The sequence below is a fragment of the Streptomyces sp. cg36 genome, assembly GCF_041080675.1.
In the GTDB taxonomy this organism is placed as follows: Bacteria; Actinomycetota; Actinomycetes; order Streptomycetales; family Streptomycetaceae; genus Streptomyces.
Map to the genome: position 1 here is coordinate 1144653 of NZ_CP163520.1, position 14108 is coordinate 1158760.

At 72.0% G+C, this 14108-nt stretch carries 16 protein-coding genes; 9 read left to right on the forward strand and 7 right to left on the reverse strand.

Annotated elements, in window-relative coordinates; all coding sequences use genetic code 11:
• The first annotated feature begins 93 nt into the window (after positions 1–93).
• Together AB5J87_RS05115 and AB5J87_RS05120 are read left to right on the forward strand one after the other, a co-directional pair.
• Complete coding sequence (locus AB5J87_RS05115) at positions 94–1050, forward strand: alpha/beta hydrolase (RefSeq protein ID WP_369374387.1); 957 nt, start codon at positions 94–96, stop codon at positions 1048–1050.
• A gap of 107 nt (positions 1051–1157) precedes the next feature.
• The gene (locus tag AB5J87_RS05120) at positions 1158–1556 is read left to right on the forward strand and encodes a hypothetical protein (RefSeq protein WP_369374389.1); all 399 of its coding nucleotides are present in this window, start codon (positions 1158–1160) and stop codon (positions 1554–1556) included.
• A 123-nt stretch (positions 1557–1679) separates the two neighbouring features.
• Here AB5J87_RS05120 and AB5J87_RS05125 read toward each other — a convergent pair whose 3' ends face one another.
• A complete protein-coding gene (locus AB5J87_RS05125; protein ID WP_369374391.1) occupies positions 1680–2108 on the reverse strand; it encodes a VOC family protein in 429 nt (142 codons plus the stop codon).
• A 14-nt stretch (positions 2109–2122) separates the two neighbouring features.
• Complete coding sequence (locus AB5J87_RS05130; RefSeq protein ID WP_369374393.1) at positions 2123–2344, reverse strand: hypothetical protein; 222 nt, start codon at positions 2342–2344, stop codon at positions 2123–2125.
• A gap of 282 nt (positions 2345–2626) precedes the next feature.
• Here AB5J87_RS05130 and AB5J87_RS05135 point away from each other — a divergent pair, with 282 nt between their 5' ends.
• The 4 genes from AB5J87_RS05135 to AB5J87_RS05150 all read left to right on the forward strand — a co-directional run bounded on the left by AB5J87_RS05135 (position 2627) and on the right by AB5J87_RS05150 (position 6762).
• Entirely contained in the window at positions 2627–3589 is a 963-nt protein-coding gene (locus tag AB5J87_RS05135; RefSeq protein ID WP_369374395.1) for an FG-GAP-like repeat-containing protein, read from the forward strand.
• Positions 3590–3798: 209 nt separating this feature from the next.
• Positions 3799–4224 carry a hypothetical protein gene (locus AB5J87_RS05140; protein WP_369374397.1) on the forward strand — a complete coding sequence of 142 codons (426 nt, stop codon included), beginning with the start codon at positions 3799–3801 and terminating at the stop codon, positions 4222–4224.
• 8 nt (positions 4225–4232) lie between these two features.
• On the forward strand, positions 4233–6053 hold the full coding sequence (locus AB5J87_RS05145) for an alpha/beta hydrolase (RefSeq protein WP_369374399.1): 1821 nt from the start codon (positions 4233–4235) through the stop codon (positions 6051–6053).
• Between the two features lie 316 nt (positions 6054–6369).
• Positions 6370–6762: a hypothetical protein gene (locus tag AB5J87_RS05150; RefSeq protein ID WP_369374401.1), complete on the forward strand. Its 393-nt coding sequence runs from the start codon at positions 6370–6372 to the stop codon at positions 6760–6762.
• Positions 6763–6855: 93 nt separating this feature from the next.
• On the opposite strand, the gene wrbA is transcribed toward AB5J87_RS05150, so the two are convergent.
• Positions 6856–7452: an NAD(P)H:quinone oxidoreductase gene (gene wrbA, locus AB5J87_RS05155; RefSeq protein ID WP_369374403.1), complete on the reverse strand. Its 597-nt coding sequence runs from the start codon at positions 7450–7452 to the stop codon at positions 6856–6858.
• A 173-nt stretch (positions 7453–7625) separates the two neighbouring features.
• On the opposite strand from wrbA, the gene AB5J87_RS05160 reads away from it, so the two are divergent.
• Together AB5J87_RS05160 and AB5J87_RS05165 are read left to right on the forward strand one after the other, a co-directional pair.
• Positions 7626–8273: a TetR/AcrR family transcriptional regulator gene (locus tag AB5J87_RS05160; RefSeq protein ID WP_369374405.1), complete on the forward strand. Its 648-nt coding sequence runs from the start codon at positions 7626–7628 to the stop codon at positions 8271–8273.
• A 112-nt stretch (positions 8274–8385) separates the two neighbouring features.
• Entirely contained in the window at positions 8386–8850 is a 465-nt protein-coding gene (locus AB5J87_RS05165) for a cyclic nucleotide-binding domain-containing protein (protein WP_369374407.1), read from the forward strand.
• Between the two features lie 18 nt (positions 8851–8868).
• Here the strand turns inward: AB5J87_RS05165 and AB5J87_RS05170 are convergent, their stop codons facing one another.
• Entirely contained in the window at positions 8869–9357 is a 489-nt protein-coding gene (locus AB5J87_RS05170; protein WP_369374409.1) for a hypothetical protein, read from the reverse strand.
• 222 nt (positions 9358–9579) lie between these two features.
• Here AB5J87_RS05170 and AB5J87_RS05175 point away from each other — a divergent pair, with 222 nt between their 5' ends.
• Entirely contained in the window at positions 9580–10533 is a 954-nt protein-coding gene (locus tag AB5J87_RS05175; protein WP_369374411.1) for a GlxA family transcriptional regulator, read from the forward strand.
• Positions 10534–10585: 52 nt separating this feature from the next.
• Here AB5J87_RS05175 and AB5J87_RS05180 read toward each other — a convergent pair whose 3' ends face one another.
• From AB5J87_RS05180 to AB5J87_RS05190, 3 genes are all read right to left on the reverse strand, one after another.
• The gene (locus tag AB5J87_RS05180; protein ID WP_369374413.1) at positions 10586–10711 is read right to left on the reverse strand and encodes an ALQxL family class IV lanthipeptide; all 126 of its coding nucleotides are present in this window, start codon (positions 10709–10711) and stop codon (positions 10586–10588) included.
• A gap of 75 nt (positions 10712–10786) precedes the next feature.
• Positions 10787–13690 carry a class IV lanthionine synthetase LanL gene (lanL, locus tag AB5J87_RS05185; protein WP_369374415.1) on the reverse strand — a complete coding sequence of 968 codons (2904 nt, stop codon included), beginning with the start codon at positions 13688–13690 and terminating at the stop codon, positions 10787–10789.
• A 53-nt stretch (positions 13691–13743) separates the two neighbouring features.
• Complete coding sequence (locus AB5J87_RS05190) at positions 13744–13911, reverse strand: hypothetical protein (protein WP_369374417.1); 168 nt, start codon at positions 13909–13911, stop codon at positions 13744–13746.
• Positions 13912–14108: the final 197 nt, after the last annotated feature.

Below are 14108 nucleotides of genomic sequence, written 5' to 3' on the forward strand. Positions count from 1 at the left end.
CGCCTGAACACGCCCCCTTGATCGACATGGACAGCTTGTGAACCACGTGGTTCACTTCAGCGAGAGGTCAGCCTCGTCCACTCGGAGGTCTACGTGAGCACGTCCGTGGAGCGGCAGAAGGTCCACTTCATCAGCGGCGGCGCGCAGTGCGCCGCCTGGCACTACCCGGGCACCAACGGCGCCTGCGTGATCATGGCCGCCGGTGGCGCCGTGACCAAGGAAGCCGGAACCGACCCCTTCGCCGGCCGATTCCACGACGCGGGATTCTCCGTCCTCGCCTTCGACTACCGACACTTGGGCGAGAGTGACGGACAGCCCCGCCAAGTAGTGCGCACCGGAGGGCAATTGGCCGACTGGCAAGCCGCACTCGCCTGCGCTGCGGCACTGCCGGAAGTCGATCCCGCGAGACTCGCGATCTGGGGGTTCTCCCTGTCGGGCGGCCACGTCTTCCCCGTCGCGGCACGCAACCCGCAACTGGCGGCGGCGATCGCGCAGACACCCCTCACGGACGGGCCGGTGGCCGCGCGCAGCGCGACCCGCCATCAGACCCCGCTCGCGGCACTGCGTACGACCGGCAGGGCCCTGCTCGACGCCGTGGGCCAACTCCTCGGCCGACCGCCCCTGCTGATACCTCTCGCGGGCGAACCCGGCACCGTCGCGCTCCTCACCACCCCGGACGGCCTGGACGGCGACCGGGCGCTCAACCCCGGCAACGCCTACCCGGAGTGGCAGCAGGAGGCCGCGGCCCGTACCGTGCTGCGGCTCATGATCTACCGGCCCGGCCGCCACGCCGCCCGCGTCCAGTGCCCCCTGCTGGTCGTCGTCGGCGACCAGGACCAGTCGGCGCCCGCCGCCCCCTCCGCCGCCGCCGCGCGGCGAGCACCGCGCGGTGAGCTCGTACGTCTGCGGGGCGGCCACTACGAACCCTTCCTGGGCGGTCACGAACAGACCGTGGAGGCCGAGGTGGAATTCCTCAGCCGCCACCTCCTCGCCGGGCAAGCGGAGAACGGGCCGACCCCCCACACCGTCGAACACCCCTCGTTCCGCTGAGTGGTTGTCAGGCACGCCACTGAGGGGTTGCCGGACATGTCACCTGTCCGCAGACAAACCGCCCCCGGTCCAACGGGTTCAAGCAACCAGCCAGTAAGGGGAAACGCATGAAGAAGTCGAGCCAGGCCCTCACGGGTGCCGCCGCGGCCACCTTGCTCCTCGTCGGGGCGGGCAGCGCCGGCGCACAGACGGCGCAGCCCTTCACCGGCTCCACGGGCTGCACATCCAGCAACTACGTTCACCAATACACCCGTTACCACGGGACCATCTGCTACACCAACCCCGGGTACGACGACCTGACGACGTCGGGGTTCTGGACATCCAAGATCACCAGTGGCAGCAACTACATCCGGATCCGGTACTGCTACACCGATGGGTCCTGCGGAATCGCGCCGACGCCGACGCCCACCGACCCCGACCCCTACTTTCTCCCCAACACGGAAATCGACTTCTCCCCCGTCCCCTCGGGCGTCATCTCGCTCACCGGGCTGTGGATCCGCGGCTGACCCGCCCCCGACGGGGTCCCGATCGGCCCCTCCCACGGGGTCCCGATCGGCCCCTCCCGATGGGCCCGCACGACGCTCCGCGTGCGGGCCCATCGGGCATGTCCGGGATCGGGCACGCCCGGTTCACTCGTCGTCCACCAACAGGCTGATCAGCGAGAACGGGTGCCCCGCCGGATCCGAGTAGAGGCGGGCGTCGTGCAGGCCGCTGTTGTCCTTCGTGTCCAGAGGGCGACCGCCGAGAGCGATGATCTGGCGTTCCACCGCGTCCATGTCCACTCGGGCCACCAGCAGTTCGAGGTGCGCCTGCTGGGAGTCGTCGGGGCGGGGCCAGCTGTTGGGGGCGGCGCCGTGGTCACGGCGGAAGGCCATGCGCGTACCGTTCCGGCCGGTGATCGCGATGCGTTCGGCGCCGCGCTCGGTGGGGGTTTCGGCGCCGAGCAGCCGGGCGTAGAACTCGGCCAGAGCCTCCGGCTCGGCGCAGTCCAGGGCCAGGACACCGGCGCGTACCAGCCCCGTGGATTCCGTCGTCACCTTCTTCGACAAGGGCTCCATCTCCGCTCCCGCCCTCAGTAGTACCGACGGTCTTCTTCGACCACCGGCGCGGCGGGCGGCGGGGCCTGGAGACGGCGGCGCTTGAAGATGCTCACGTAGGCACCGGTGCCGATGATGCCGACCGCCATCAGGATCAGACCGGCGACGTGGATGTTCATGCCCTGCACATGCCAGTCGACGGCGAAGGTGAGAATCGCGCCGACGGCTATCAGCAGAATGCATCCGCCCAGACCCATGGCTGTACCTCCGAAGTTCGACTGCGCACAAGGTCGTTGAGGACGGGTGCCCCGGAGTGCCCGGCCCTAACGCCCCGGGTGCGCGGCACGGCGCCGCGCATCCCAGAACGCCCTCCATCGAGATCGCGCCCCCGCGACACCCCCCGTACACGTTCCAACCCCTTGACATGTAAAAATTTATGTAAAAAGATCGCGGTGATCGCGTGATGCGTCAACACGTGCCACCCACCTGGTGTGCACACCGACGCTCCGCGCACTCTTTGCAACCCCATGGAGACATACGTGGCCACAACCACTGGCCGTACGCGCGGGCGCATAGCCGTCCGTGTCGCTGCCGCGGCGATCACCGCCGCCCTCGTCGGCACCGGTACCACCGCGGTCGCCGCCGACGCCCCGCACACCCCCTCCGCCTTCGAGGCCGCCCAGAACGCCAAGGGCACCAAGGACGCGAAGGACACCAAGTCCCGTAACGGTCTGGCCGCCGCGCCGTCCGCCGAGGCGGGGGACGAGGACTTCACCTTCCACCCGCTGTTCGGCGTGGACCGCTCGGACTGGAGCTGGATGTACCTGCCGAACGGCAAGGGCGGCTTCACCGAGCGCATCGAACTCGGCCCCATGCCGCGTCTCAAGAGCGCCACGCTCGTCGACAACAACGCCGACGGCACCGCCGACGGCATGTGGAGCTGGGACTACAACGGCAACCTGCGTTACGCCGGTGACGAGGTGGAGGACGAGTTCCGCGTCGGCGGCGGCTGGAACATCTACGACAAGGTCCTCTCCCCGGGCAACCTCGGCGGCGCCAAGAGCGCCGACCTGCTCGCCCGCGACAAGTCCGGCACGCTCTACCTGTACCTCGGGTACGGCAACGGCAAGCTGACCTCGCGCTACAAGGTCGGCGGCGGCTGGGGCCAGTACACCCAGATCGCCGGCAACGGCGACCTGACCGGCGACGGCAAGGCCGACATCGTCGCCCGCGACCGGGCGGGCACCCTGTGGCTGTACAAGGGCACCGGCAACCACAAGTCCCCGTTCGAGGCCCGCACGAAGATCGGCGGCGGCTGGAACACCTACAACACGATCCTCTCCAGCGGCGACGTCAACCTCGACGGCAAGCCCGACCTCCTCGGCCGCGACAGCGCGGGCGCGCTCTACCTGTACAAGGGGACGGGCGACGCCAAGTCCCCGTTCAAGCAGCGGGTGAAGATCGGCAACAGCGGCTGGAACACGTACCGCCTGATGTTCTGACCCGTACGCGGGCCGCAAGCAACAACCGTAGGGCCGTACCCCACAGCGTGTGGGATACGGCCCTACGGGCGTACCGGCCAACCCGGAGGCCGAACGGCCACGATCATGAGTACGCGTACTCATGATCCGCCCCGCGACTCCCCCTGACCTCGTGCCCGTCGACGAAGGCGACACGCGGCACGGACCGGGCGCGGGTGCGAGGAGGACGGGTGGGCTTGTTCGACGAGGAGTGGGCGCGCCTCAAGGACGGTGCGGCGGGTGGTGCCCGCATGCAGTTGGCCGGGGCCGGTGAAGGCAAGGCGGACGTCAAGTCCAGCAAAGCCGCGTGGACCGCGGCGGGCAGCGCCGTCGGAGGCCTGGGCGGCGAGTTGAAGAAGGCGCTCACCACGCTGGAGACCGGCCAGCAGGGGCTGGCCACCGGAGGCAGGGCCGAAAGCGCCGCGGCACAGTCCGAGGTCTACCAGAGCTGGCAGTCGTACTTGGACAAGCTGTCCGGACGCTGCGCCTCCTTGCAGGGAGCCCTGCAGCGGGCAGGCAACGACCTTCTCCTGACCGACGACAACATCAAGGGCCTCTTCGTGGAGTTGGGGAAGCAGTACCAGGACACCCCGCCCGTCGGCGGCGAGGGAAAGTGACCTGAGCCATGGACCTCGAGGCACTCAAGACCCTCAAGCTGCACGAGTTCGAGGAGGCAGCCGGCGGATACCGTTCCACCAGCGATACGGCCGGCCGGGCCAAGGACGCGCTGGAACGGCGCATCATCGTCGAGATGCACAAGACCCTGGGGGGCAGAACCTACGATGCCGCGGTCGCCCAACTGCGGGAAGTGGCCAGGGATTTCCACTACGTCGAGGTCGAGTGCGGCTTGGTCGGCACCGCTCTCCACGCCTTCACGGCGGATCTGCGCCCCGCGCAGGACAAACTGAAGCGGGCGCTCTCCGAGGCGGCCGAGCGCGAATTCACCGTGGGGGCCGACGGCTCGGTGGCCTATCCCGCAGCGGGCGAGAACCCGGGTGGGTCACCGCCCCCACCCGGTTCCGCGAAGGGCACGACGGACGCGACATCCCGAGCGGTCCAGCAGCAGGCGGCGAACATCGATCCCAATCCCCACTACGCGATCGCCAGGGACATCGCCAACCGCATCGCCGAAGCCCTTGCGGAGGCCACGGAGGCGGACCAGAAGTGGGCCCCGCAGCTGCGCAGGCTCAAGGCGGACGACGACCTGGTCGTGTCCGACAGCGACTGGGCCGATGCGGGCAAGGACACCGAAGGCGTACGAGCAGCGGGCAAGCACTACTTGGACGCCATGCAGCAGCCGCCGAAGGACGGCAGTCCCCGGGCCAACGCCGACTGGTGGAAGGGGCTCACCCCCGAGCAGCAGGCAGCCTGGACCTCTCTGCGGCCCGACACGGTCGGCGCGCTCGACGGCCTGCCCGCCGCCGCGCGGGATGAGGCCAACCGCATCCTTCTGGACGAGAGGCACGGCCAGTACCAGACGGAACTGGACGCGATCCCGAAGCCGCCCGCCAACGAATGGACGTGGATCACCGCCGGTACGTTCCCCTCCAAGGTGCACACCGACGAGTGGATGACGTGGGACAGGAGGTACGGCGACGAGTACCGGCATCTGCAAGCGTCCCTCAAGGGAATGGACGCCATCCGGACCCGGTTCGACCAGACCGGCGAGGGCGGGCTGCCCGAAGCGTATCTGCTCGGTTTCAGCCCGGAGGGAAACGGCCGGGCCATCGTGGCCAACGGAAACCCGGACACCGCGCAACACCAGGCCGTGTACGTGCCCGGCACTACGTCGAACCTCAGCAACATCGAGGGCAACATGGACCGAATGACCAGACTGTGGCGCGAGACCCAGCAGGCCGCACCGGGCGCTTCCGTGTCCACCATCACCTGGCTCGGTTACGAGGCCCCGCAGGACATCGTCAAGGACTCGCCCTTCGAGCACTACGCCTACGACGGGGCACCCGCCTACCGACAGTTCATGGACGGGCTCGACGCCTCGCACGGCGGCTCCGGCGCAGCCCACCGAACGGCCATCGGCCACTCGTACGGAACCACCCTCATCGGAGCGGCGGCCCAGACCGGCGACCTCAACGCGGGCGACGTGATCTTCGCCGGGAGCCCTGGTGTCAAGGTAGGTTCGGCCGACGAGATGGACGTACCGAAGGGGCACGTGTGGAACGAGGAAGCGGACGGGGACAAGGTCCCCGACATCGGACGCTGGGGTCATGGTGGCAGCCAGTGGAGACTCGGCGGCGGCGTCTTCGTCATCCCCAGCGACGAAGCCTTCGGCGCACACCAGATGAACACACACGCTGAGGGCAGCGGCCCCACCGGAACCGATGGAGCGCACGGCCACAGCCAGTACTGGAACGAGGACACGACGGCCCTGAAGAACCAGGCGCTCGTCGTGGTCGGCGAGTACGGCGATGTCACCGCTCCCCGCTGACCAGCGCCCGCCCGGACGGCACGCGCGCCGTCCGCGCCACGAGAGAACGTTGCCCGGCCGTCGTTACCCACCCCCGCCACGCAACCGACCAAGCCCAAGGACACGCATGCTCCGCGCACCGCTCCCCACCTGGCGTCCGCGTCGCCCGGGCTTCGCCCTGTTTCCCCTCGTACTGACCGGTCTTCTTCTCAGTGGATGTGGCATGAACGACGACGAAAGCCCGGACTCCCCCAACGCCTCGACCGGTGGGACATCAGCCCCCGCCTCGGGGATTCCGGATTCGGGTACGGCTCGTACCGATGAGGCGGTCGCCGCCGTGAAAGCCGTTTCCAGTGCGATCTACGACCTGATCGGGGTGGCGGGCGCGGCTTCCGAGCCGGGGCCGGGGGTGAAGGCGTGTGCCGGCAAGGACCCGGCCACCTACTTCCAGGTCTACCACCCGTGGAACTTCAAGCCGACGTCCGGCGCGGACAACGACGTCGCCATGAACAATCTCAAGGAGAAGCTCGGCACCGGGGGCTGGGTGCTCAAGCGGTCCTACCGTGACAACAGCGCGAACAAGAACCTCAACCTCGTGGCCGACAACGACTCCAAGAAGATGAGTGTCTGGGTCGTCGGCTACAGCGGGCGGGCCACCCCGAGCATCGGCATCGAAGTCACCTCCGGTTGCTACCGGGTCCCCGAAGGCCAGACGGTCAAGCACTCCTAGCGGCCCCGGTGGCCCGCGGCGAGGTGCGGCAACCCCGCAGGGGTGTACCGGTGCCCCCGCACCCGTACACCCCTGTCCCCTGGGTCAGGCCGCTCAGCCGTGCAGGCGGGCCGTGATCTTGGCCAGGCGCTCGCCCTGGTAGCGGGCGGCGATCAGGGTCTCCTCGGCGACCGCCTCGGAGCCGTGGTGGGCCGTGCCGTACGGGTTGCCGCCGGCGCCGTAGACGACCGGGTCGGTGTAGCCGGGGGCGACGATGAGCGAGCCCCAGTGGTGGAACGTGTTGTACAGCGCGAGCGTCGTCGACTCGTTGCCGCCGTGCTTGTTGTGGGCGCTGGTGAAGCCCGTGGCGGGCTTGTCGGCCATGACGCCGCGCGACCACAGGCCGCCCGTCGTGTCGATGAACTGCTTCAGCTGGGCGGCGATGTTGCCGTAACGGGTCGGCGAACCGAAGGCGTACGCGTTGGCCCACTCGATGTCGTCGAGCGTGGCCACCTCGACGTCCTTGGCGACGGCGTCGACGTGCTGGCGCCACGCCGGGTTGGCGTCGATCGCCGCGTCCGGGGCGAGCTCGGGGACCCGGCGCAGCCGGACCTCGGCGCCCGCCTTCTCCGCGCCCTCGGCGATCGCCTTGGCAAGCTGGTGGACATTGCCCGTGGCCGAGTAGTAGACGACCGCAACCTTGGCACTCATGACGAGGCCCCTCCCAAGCTGAGACTGTGCAGAAACCGCCCGGGCAGCACCAACGTCCGTCGGGCGAGGAACCGGATACCAATCCGTTTCCATGGCTTGAGTTAAACGGATACTCATCCGCTTTGCAAGGGGTTCCGGGAACCAAGCGGACATCTCTCCGCTAGCCTCGGAGCATGAGCCGCACCGAACTCACCGTCACGGGCCAGGCCCCGCCGGAGCGCGCGGACGCCGCCCGCAACCGGCGGAAGATCCTCGACGCGGCGGCGCGGCTGGTCGCCGAGCAGGGCCCGCCGGCCGTCACCATGAACGCCGTCGCACACGCCGCCGGCATGGGCGTCGGCACCGTCTACCGCCGGTTCGGCGATGTCAGCCAGCTGCTCCTCGCCCTGCTCGACGACAGCGAGAAGCGCTTCCAGCAGGCGTTCCTGTCCGGGCCGCCGCCGCTCGGGCCCGACGCCCCGCCGACCGACCGGCTGCGCGCCTTCCTGCACGCGCTCGCCGACCGCGTCGCCGAGAAGCGCGAGATCATGCAGCTGGCCGAGGCCGCCTCGCCCCGCGCCCGGTACAGCAGCGGGGTGTACGCCACGATGCACACCCACGTCTCCATGCTGCTGCGCCTCGCCCGGCCCGGGGGCGACCCGGAAGTGCTGGCCCACCTGCTGCTCGCCCCCTTCGTCCCCAGCCTCTTCGAGCACCTCCGGGCCCACGGGGCCGGCCCCGAGCGCATCAAGGCCGGGATCGACGCACTGCTCCTCGGACTGCCGAACGGGCCCGCCGACGGACCGGAGCAGCCCGACCGGGCCGACCGGCCCGGCCACTGAACGGACAGTCCGCAGGTCAGGCGGTGCGCCCCAAGGGCTCCCCACCGGCCGAAAACGACGGTTCCCCGTTGTGCGAGTGACACTGGAGGTGGATCCGAGAAGGAGGCCGCCCATGAGCACCCCCGCGCTCCCCCGGCTCACCAGTGCCCTGCCCGAGGAACACCGCAGTCGGCTCACCGGGCTCGCTCGCGAGGTCGAGTTCGCCGCCGATACTCGCCTTTTCAACGAGGGCGGTCACGCGGACCGGTTCTGGGTCCTGCGGTCCGGCACCGTCACGCTCGACATGCGCATACCCGGGCGGCGCCCGGCCGTGATCGAGACGCTCTGCTCCGACGAGCTGGTGGGCTGGTCCTGGCTCTTCCGGCCCTATGTGTGGCAGCTGGGCGCGCAGGCGAAGACGCCGGTGCACGCGTACGAGTTCGACGCGCCCCTCGTCCGCGACCTCATGGCGGCCGATCCGGTCTTCGCCTCGGCGGTCGGCGGCTGGGTGGGACGCGTGCTCGCCCACCGGCTGCACGCCTCCCGCGTCCGCCTCCTCGACCTGTACGGGCCGTACGGGAGCGGCAGCGGGGTGTGAGCAGAGCGCGGCGGCTGCTCAGGCCCCCGTGGTGGAGCCCGGGCGGACGATCATCAGTACCGTCACCACGGCCCAGAGCAGGTTGAACACCCCGGTGGACATCGCGAGTCGGCGCGACGCGCTCCGCACCGGCTCGGGGTCGGACTCGCCCGGCGAGCCGTCGTGCTCGGTGAGGGCCGCGAGGGCCGCTGCCTGGCGGGGCAGGATCAGCGCACCGAGCACGGCGGCGGCGAGCACGGTCAGCACGATCGAGGAGATCAGCCAGGCGCTGCCGAGCACGTGCATGCTGTTGGCAGTGGACAGGCCGAAGACCGGCACGGCCACCGCCACCAGCGCGTACACCCGGCAGATCCGGTGCACGGCGGTGAGCGCGCCGAGCCCGGCCGGGTCGCCGGGCATGGCCGCGGCGCGGCGGGCCAGCGGCGGGAACATGCTGGCGGCGACGGCCACCGGGCCGACGGTGAGGATGGCCGCCAGGACGTGGACGGCCAGCAGGAACTTGGTCACGGGAGGGCGTTTCCTCGGGAGGGGCGGGCGGTGCGGGGTCGAGGCTAGCCGCCCCCGACAGCGATCAAGAAGCGGCTGGATTGCCAGGTTCCAACGGATTACGGCCAAGAAGCGGAAAGTGCTGGTGGAGACCTTCCTTCTCCGATGTCGGCACATCCACCTGCGCCTTTGGGGCTGCTTGCGCCGCTTGGCCGTATTCCGTCCCAGCTCTACGATCGCGCCATGCACACCGTGGCCGTTCTCGCGCTCGACGGGGTCATCCCCTTCGACCTGTCCACCCCCGTCGAGGTCTTCGGGCGCGCCCGGCTGCCCGACGGACGGCCCGCCTACCGCGTACGCGTCTGCGGGCCCGGGGGCGAGATCGACGCGGGGGCGTTCACGCTCCGGCCGCCGTGGCCGCTGTCGGCGCTCGCCGACGCCGACACCATCGTGCTGCCGGGGACGGCGGACCCGGCGGCGCCCGTGCCCCCGCAGGTGCTCGACGCGCTGCGCGAGGCCGCCGCGCGGGGCACCCGGATCATGTCGGTCTGCGTGGGTGCCTTCGTGCTCGCCGCCACCGGGCTGCTCGACGGGCGGCGGGCCACCACCCACTGGCTGGCCGCCCCGCTGCTGGCCGCCCGGCACCCGGCCGTCGAGGTGGACGCCGATGTGCTCTACGTCGACAACGGCCAGTTCCTGACCTCGGCGGGCGCGGCGGCCGGGCTCGACCTGTGTCTGCACGTGATCCGCCGCGACCACGGCTCGGCGGTCGCCGCCGACGCCGCCCGGCTGTCCGTGATGCCGCTGGAACGCGACGGCGGGCAGGCGCAGTTCATCGTCCACGAGCAGCCGCCCGCCCCACGCGGGTCGGTGCTCGAACCGCTGATGCGGTGGCTGGAGGAGAACGCGCGGCACGAGCTCTCCCTCGACGACATCGCCGCGCGGGCCGGGATGAGCGTACGGACGCTGAACCGGCGCTTTCGCGAGCACACCGGGACCTCGCCGCTCCAGTGGCTGCACCGGGCCCGCGTCCGGCAGGCGCAGCACCTGCTGGAGAGCACCGGGCACCCGGTCGACCGGATCGCGGCCCAGGTCGGCTTCGGCTCGCCGACCGCCTTCCGCGAGCGGTTCCGGCGGATCACCGGCACCAGTCCGCACGCCTACCGGCGCGCGTTCCAGGACCGGTCCGGGCGCTGATCCGGCGGACGACCGCCGGGGCGGGGCTCCCCGCCCCGCCCCGGACGGCCCGTCAGCAGCCGCTGGTGTGGATGCGGCAGGCGGTGATCAGCGCGGCGGCGTGCTCCTCGCCGCGCGCGTCCTCGGTGCGGACGTCCTCGGGCAGGACCTGGAGGGCGTCGATGTCGAACTCGGTCATGGCGGTCTCCTTCGTCGGGAGGTGAGACCGGTCCCGGGCGGGACCGGCCGCCGGTGGCCGACGGCCACCGGACACTCAGGGGTGGGCGCGTGCGCCCTCGGGCAGCCAGGCCCGGGGTCCGCCGAACCGCAGGCGCAGCAGCAGCGAGAGGCTGCCGGCCAGGCCGGTGGCGTACTCGGCGAGCACCGCCCGGCGGCTGTCGTCCGGCACCAGGAACCGGCCGTCGTACCGCACGGCCCGCACGGCCAGCTGCTCGACCATGCGCTCGGCGCCCGCGCGGTGGCGCCGGTCGCCGGTCAGCGCGGCGGCGTCGAGCAGGAACTCGGCGTTGCCGACCAGACCGTGGCAGGCGGCGGGGCCGTCCGTCGTCCGGCCCGCCTCGACGGCCCGGGCCGCGCCGTCGACCAGGTCCAGCAGCTCGGGGTCCCGCCCGCCGGTGGCCGCACGAAGCCGTACGAGGAAGGTGGCGACCCCGGACGAGCCGTTGCACCAGTGGCGGGCCAGGTCCGGGGAGTCGCTGAGGTGGCGGGCCCGGTCGACCGGCCACAGCGTGCCCGCGGGCCGCCGCCGGGCGGCCGTGGCGAGGGTGGCGCCCGCCTCCACGGCCGCGTCCCGCATCCGCCCCTCCCCGGTGGCCTCGGCCGCCAGCAGCAGGAAGGCGCCGACCCCGGCCACGCCGTGGGCGAAGCCGTAGTGCCAGGCGCCCGCGAGCGTGGAGTCGAAGTCCTCCGGCACCGGCCAGAAGACGCCTTCCGGGGTGCGCCGGGCCGCCGCCAGTACGCCTTCGGCGGCCCGGGCCGCACGGTCGAGGAAGCGGGGGTCGCCGGTGGTGCGCCAGAAGTGCAGCTGGGTGAGGCCGGATCCGGCCGCGCCGTGGCACACGTCGGGGTTGGGCCACTCGACGGGGAGCGTCAGGGCGAGCCGTACGGCCCGCTCGGCCAGCTCGCCGTCGTCGAGCGCCCCGGCGGCGTCGAGCAGGGCCCAGGCCGTTCCGGAGCGCCCGAAGTGCAGGCCGGGCAGCGTGCCCGGCAGCTGGTCGAGCCGGTCCGCCGTCCATCGGGCGGCCGTACGCAGGCCCTCGCGCAGCTCGTCGCGGGTGAGGTCCGGTGCGGCGGGCCCGTCGCCCCAGTGGTGCAGGGCTCTGGCGAGTACGGCGACGCCGCCCGCCGAACCGTGGTGCACGGCCACCGGGTCGCAGGTCTCGCCGAAGGAGTCGGACGGCCAGAGCCGTTCGGCGTGGCCGGGCCGCATGGTGGCGAGGAGGTGGGCCAGACCGTCCTGGAGGAGACGGGCCGGGGTGGGGGTGACGTCGTCGGGGTGCGGGGAGCGCGGTGCCCGCGCACCGGGGGGTGCGGGGTGTGCGGGTCGGTGCTCCCCGGAGGGTGCGGGCCCGGGGGCCGCCGTCGGTGCCTCGGCCGCGAACCGCCCGGCCCTCTCCAGCGTCCAGCGCTCCCCCGGCTCGTCCCGCATCAGCCCCCGTATCAGCGGGGCGTACCTCCGTACGGCGGGCTGGTCGCGGGCCAGGAGGTCCACCAGCGCGGTCACCCGCACCTCGTCCGGGCGGGCTCCGGCGCGCGGGCGGTCCGGGGCGAACAGCGGGTCCGTGCCGCTGAGCGCGTGCAGCACGGTCGCGCCCAACGCGTACAGGTCGGCGCTCGGCGCGAACGCGGGGGCCACCTGCTCGGCGGCGCGCAGTTCGGGCGCGGTGTAGCCGGGCGTGGCGCCGAGCACCCAGCGCTCGCCCTCGCGGGCGGCCATCTCCAGGTCGATCAGGAGGAGCCGTCCGGCCGGCGTGACCATGACGTTGTTGGGGTTGAAGTCGTGCAGGGTGACGTCCAACCCATGGGCGGTGGCGACCAGTTCGAGCAGGCCGCGCACCAGCGCGTCGGCCGTCGCCGTGTCGGGGCAGGCCGCGCCGTCCCGGGCCAGGCGCTCGGCGACGGTGCGCCGCAGGGTCGCCCCGGGTACGGTCTCGGCGGCCAGGAACGTGCTGCCCTGCTGCTCGAACGCCTCCACCACCCGTGGCACGAGCCCCGGGCGGGCCCGGCCGAAGCGGTCGAGCAGCGCCGCCTCCCGGCGCAGCAGGTCCCGTACGTCCAGCCCTTCCAGGCCCGCGCCGACGTGGGGCCGCGCCTGTTTGACGACGACCTGGGCGCCGGTGGTGGTGTCCTCGGCCCGGAAGACCCCGCCCTTGTTGGAGTGCTGGATCGCGCCGCGCACCAGATAGCGGTCGTTGAGCAGGACGGGTCTGGCCGTGGCGGTGCTGCGGACCGGCGCGGCGGGACGGTCAGGGAACGGGTCGCCCGCCCACCGCGGCGGGCTGAACCAGGCATTGCGCTCGTCCTCGACCGGGCGTCCCGCCGGGTCGGTGAGCCGGGTGGCGTAGTGGCCGTCGGGGGTCTGCTCCGGCACGCCCGCGAACACCCCGTACCGGTAGAAGACCTGGCTGTCGGGCAGATAGCGGCGGTCGGAGAGGACCGCCGGGCCCGGCAGCCCCAGCGTGGCCGTGTGCAACTCCTCGGCCAGCAGCCGGAACTGGGCGTCGTCGGCCGGATAGACGGTGAGGAACTTGCCGCCCCCGCCGCGTGCGGAGCGCCCGGAGGCCAGCGCGGCCACGCACGCCGGGCTCTTGGCGAACTTGAACGCCGCGCGGTGGGCGATCAGCACCTCGGCCGCCCGGGCGAGGGTGAGCGGGGCCGCCAGCGGGGTGGCCGAGACGTGGAGCTTCCAGCCCTGTGCCCGCCGGACGCCCCCGGCGGGGACGACGTGGCACCAGAACGCCTCGGGCCGCACGCTCCACGGCCCGGGCCGCCCCGCCGCCGCGGACCGCGCGATCACCGCGTGTACGAGGTCGGGGAGCAGGGCGCGGTCCGCCGGGCGTTCGGCGTGCGCCCGGCGCGGTCCGGAGCCGGAGCCGGAGCCGGAGCCGGAGCCGGAGCCGGAGCCGGACGCGAACGGGGTTTCGGGCAGGGACGGCACGTGCGCGCGGCCTCGTCTTCCTCGTCGGTGGCGCGGGACTCAGCTCTCGGGGCTCAGCTCTCGGGACGGACGTAGTCGTCGCCCCAGCTGGTGTCCATGAGTTCCACGACCTGGCGGGGAGCGGTGCCCCCGTCCGCCACGGGTCCGCCGTGCGCGGTGACGGCGCTCGCGCCGGCCAGGAGCACGGTCAGGACGAGAAGGCTGCGGACGGCTGCGCGCATGGGACGGCTCCTGGGTGGGGAGTGCGGGGCGTGGCGGGACTCCGCGCTCGGCGGATCCGCTCGAAATGTCGGCCTGGCGGGGTTCGCCCCGGTCCGACGCCCAAAGTTCATCCTGACGCGCCCCCTTGGTCCAGCGCCTTGACCTGGCAATACCCTGCATGACACGAAAGTCGCAGGGTCGCGTTTCGGGGGTAAAG

What these genes read in the sequence shown, in the direction of transcription:
- AB5J87_RS05120 (WP_369374389.1), top strand. Translation starts at nt 1,158, where the DNA reads ATGAAGAAGTCGAGCCAGGCCCTCACGGGTGCCGCCGCGGCCACCTTG.
- AB5J87_RS05125 (WP_369374391.1), bottom strand. Translation starts at nt 2,108, where the DNA reads ATGGAGCCCTTGTCGAAGAAGGTGACGACGGAATCCACGGGGCTGGTA.
- AB5J87_RS05130 (WP_369374393.1), bottom strand. Translation starts at nt 2,344, where the DNA reads ATGGGTCTGGGCGGATGCATTCTGCTGATAGCCGTCGGCGCGATTCTC.
- AB5J87_RS05145 (WP_369374399.1), top strand. Translation starts at nt 4,233, where the DNA reads ATGGACCTCGAGGCACTCAAGACCCTCAAGCTGCACGAGTTCGAGGAG.
- wrbA (WP_369374403.1), bottom strand. Translation starts at nt 7,452, where the DNA reads ATGAGTGCCAAGGTTGCGGTCGTCTACTACTCGGCCACGGGCAATGTC.
- AB5J87_RS05160 (WP_369374405.1), top strand. Translation starts at nt 7,626, where the DNA reads ATGAGCCGCACCGAACTCACCGTCACGGGCCAGGCCCCGCCGGAGCGC.
- AB5J87_RS05165 (WP_369374407.1), top strand. Translation starts at nt 8,386, where the DNA reads ATGAGCACCCCCGCGCTCCCCCGGCTCACCAGTGCCCTGCCCGAGGAA.
- AB5J87_RS05175 (WP_369374411.1), top strand. Translation starts at nt 9,580, where the DNA reads ATGCACACCGTGGCCGTTCTCGCGCTCGACGGGGTCATCCCCTTCGAC.
- AB5J87_RS05180 (WP_369374413.1), bottom strand. Translation starts at nt 10,711, where the DNA reads ATGACCGAGTTCGACATCGACGCCCTCCAGGTCCTGCCCGAGGACGTC.
- AB5J87_RS05190 (WP_369374417.1), bottom strand. Translation starts at nt 13,911, where the DNA reads ATGCGCGCAGCCGTCCGCAGCCTTCTCGTCCTGACCGTGCTCCTGGCC.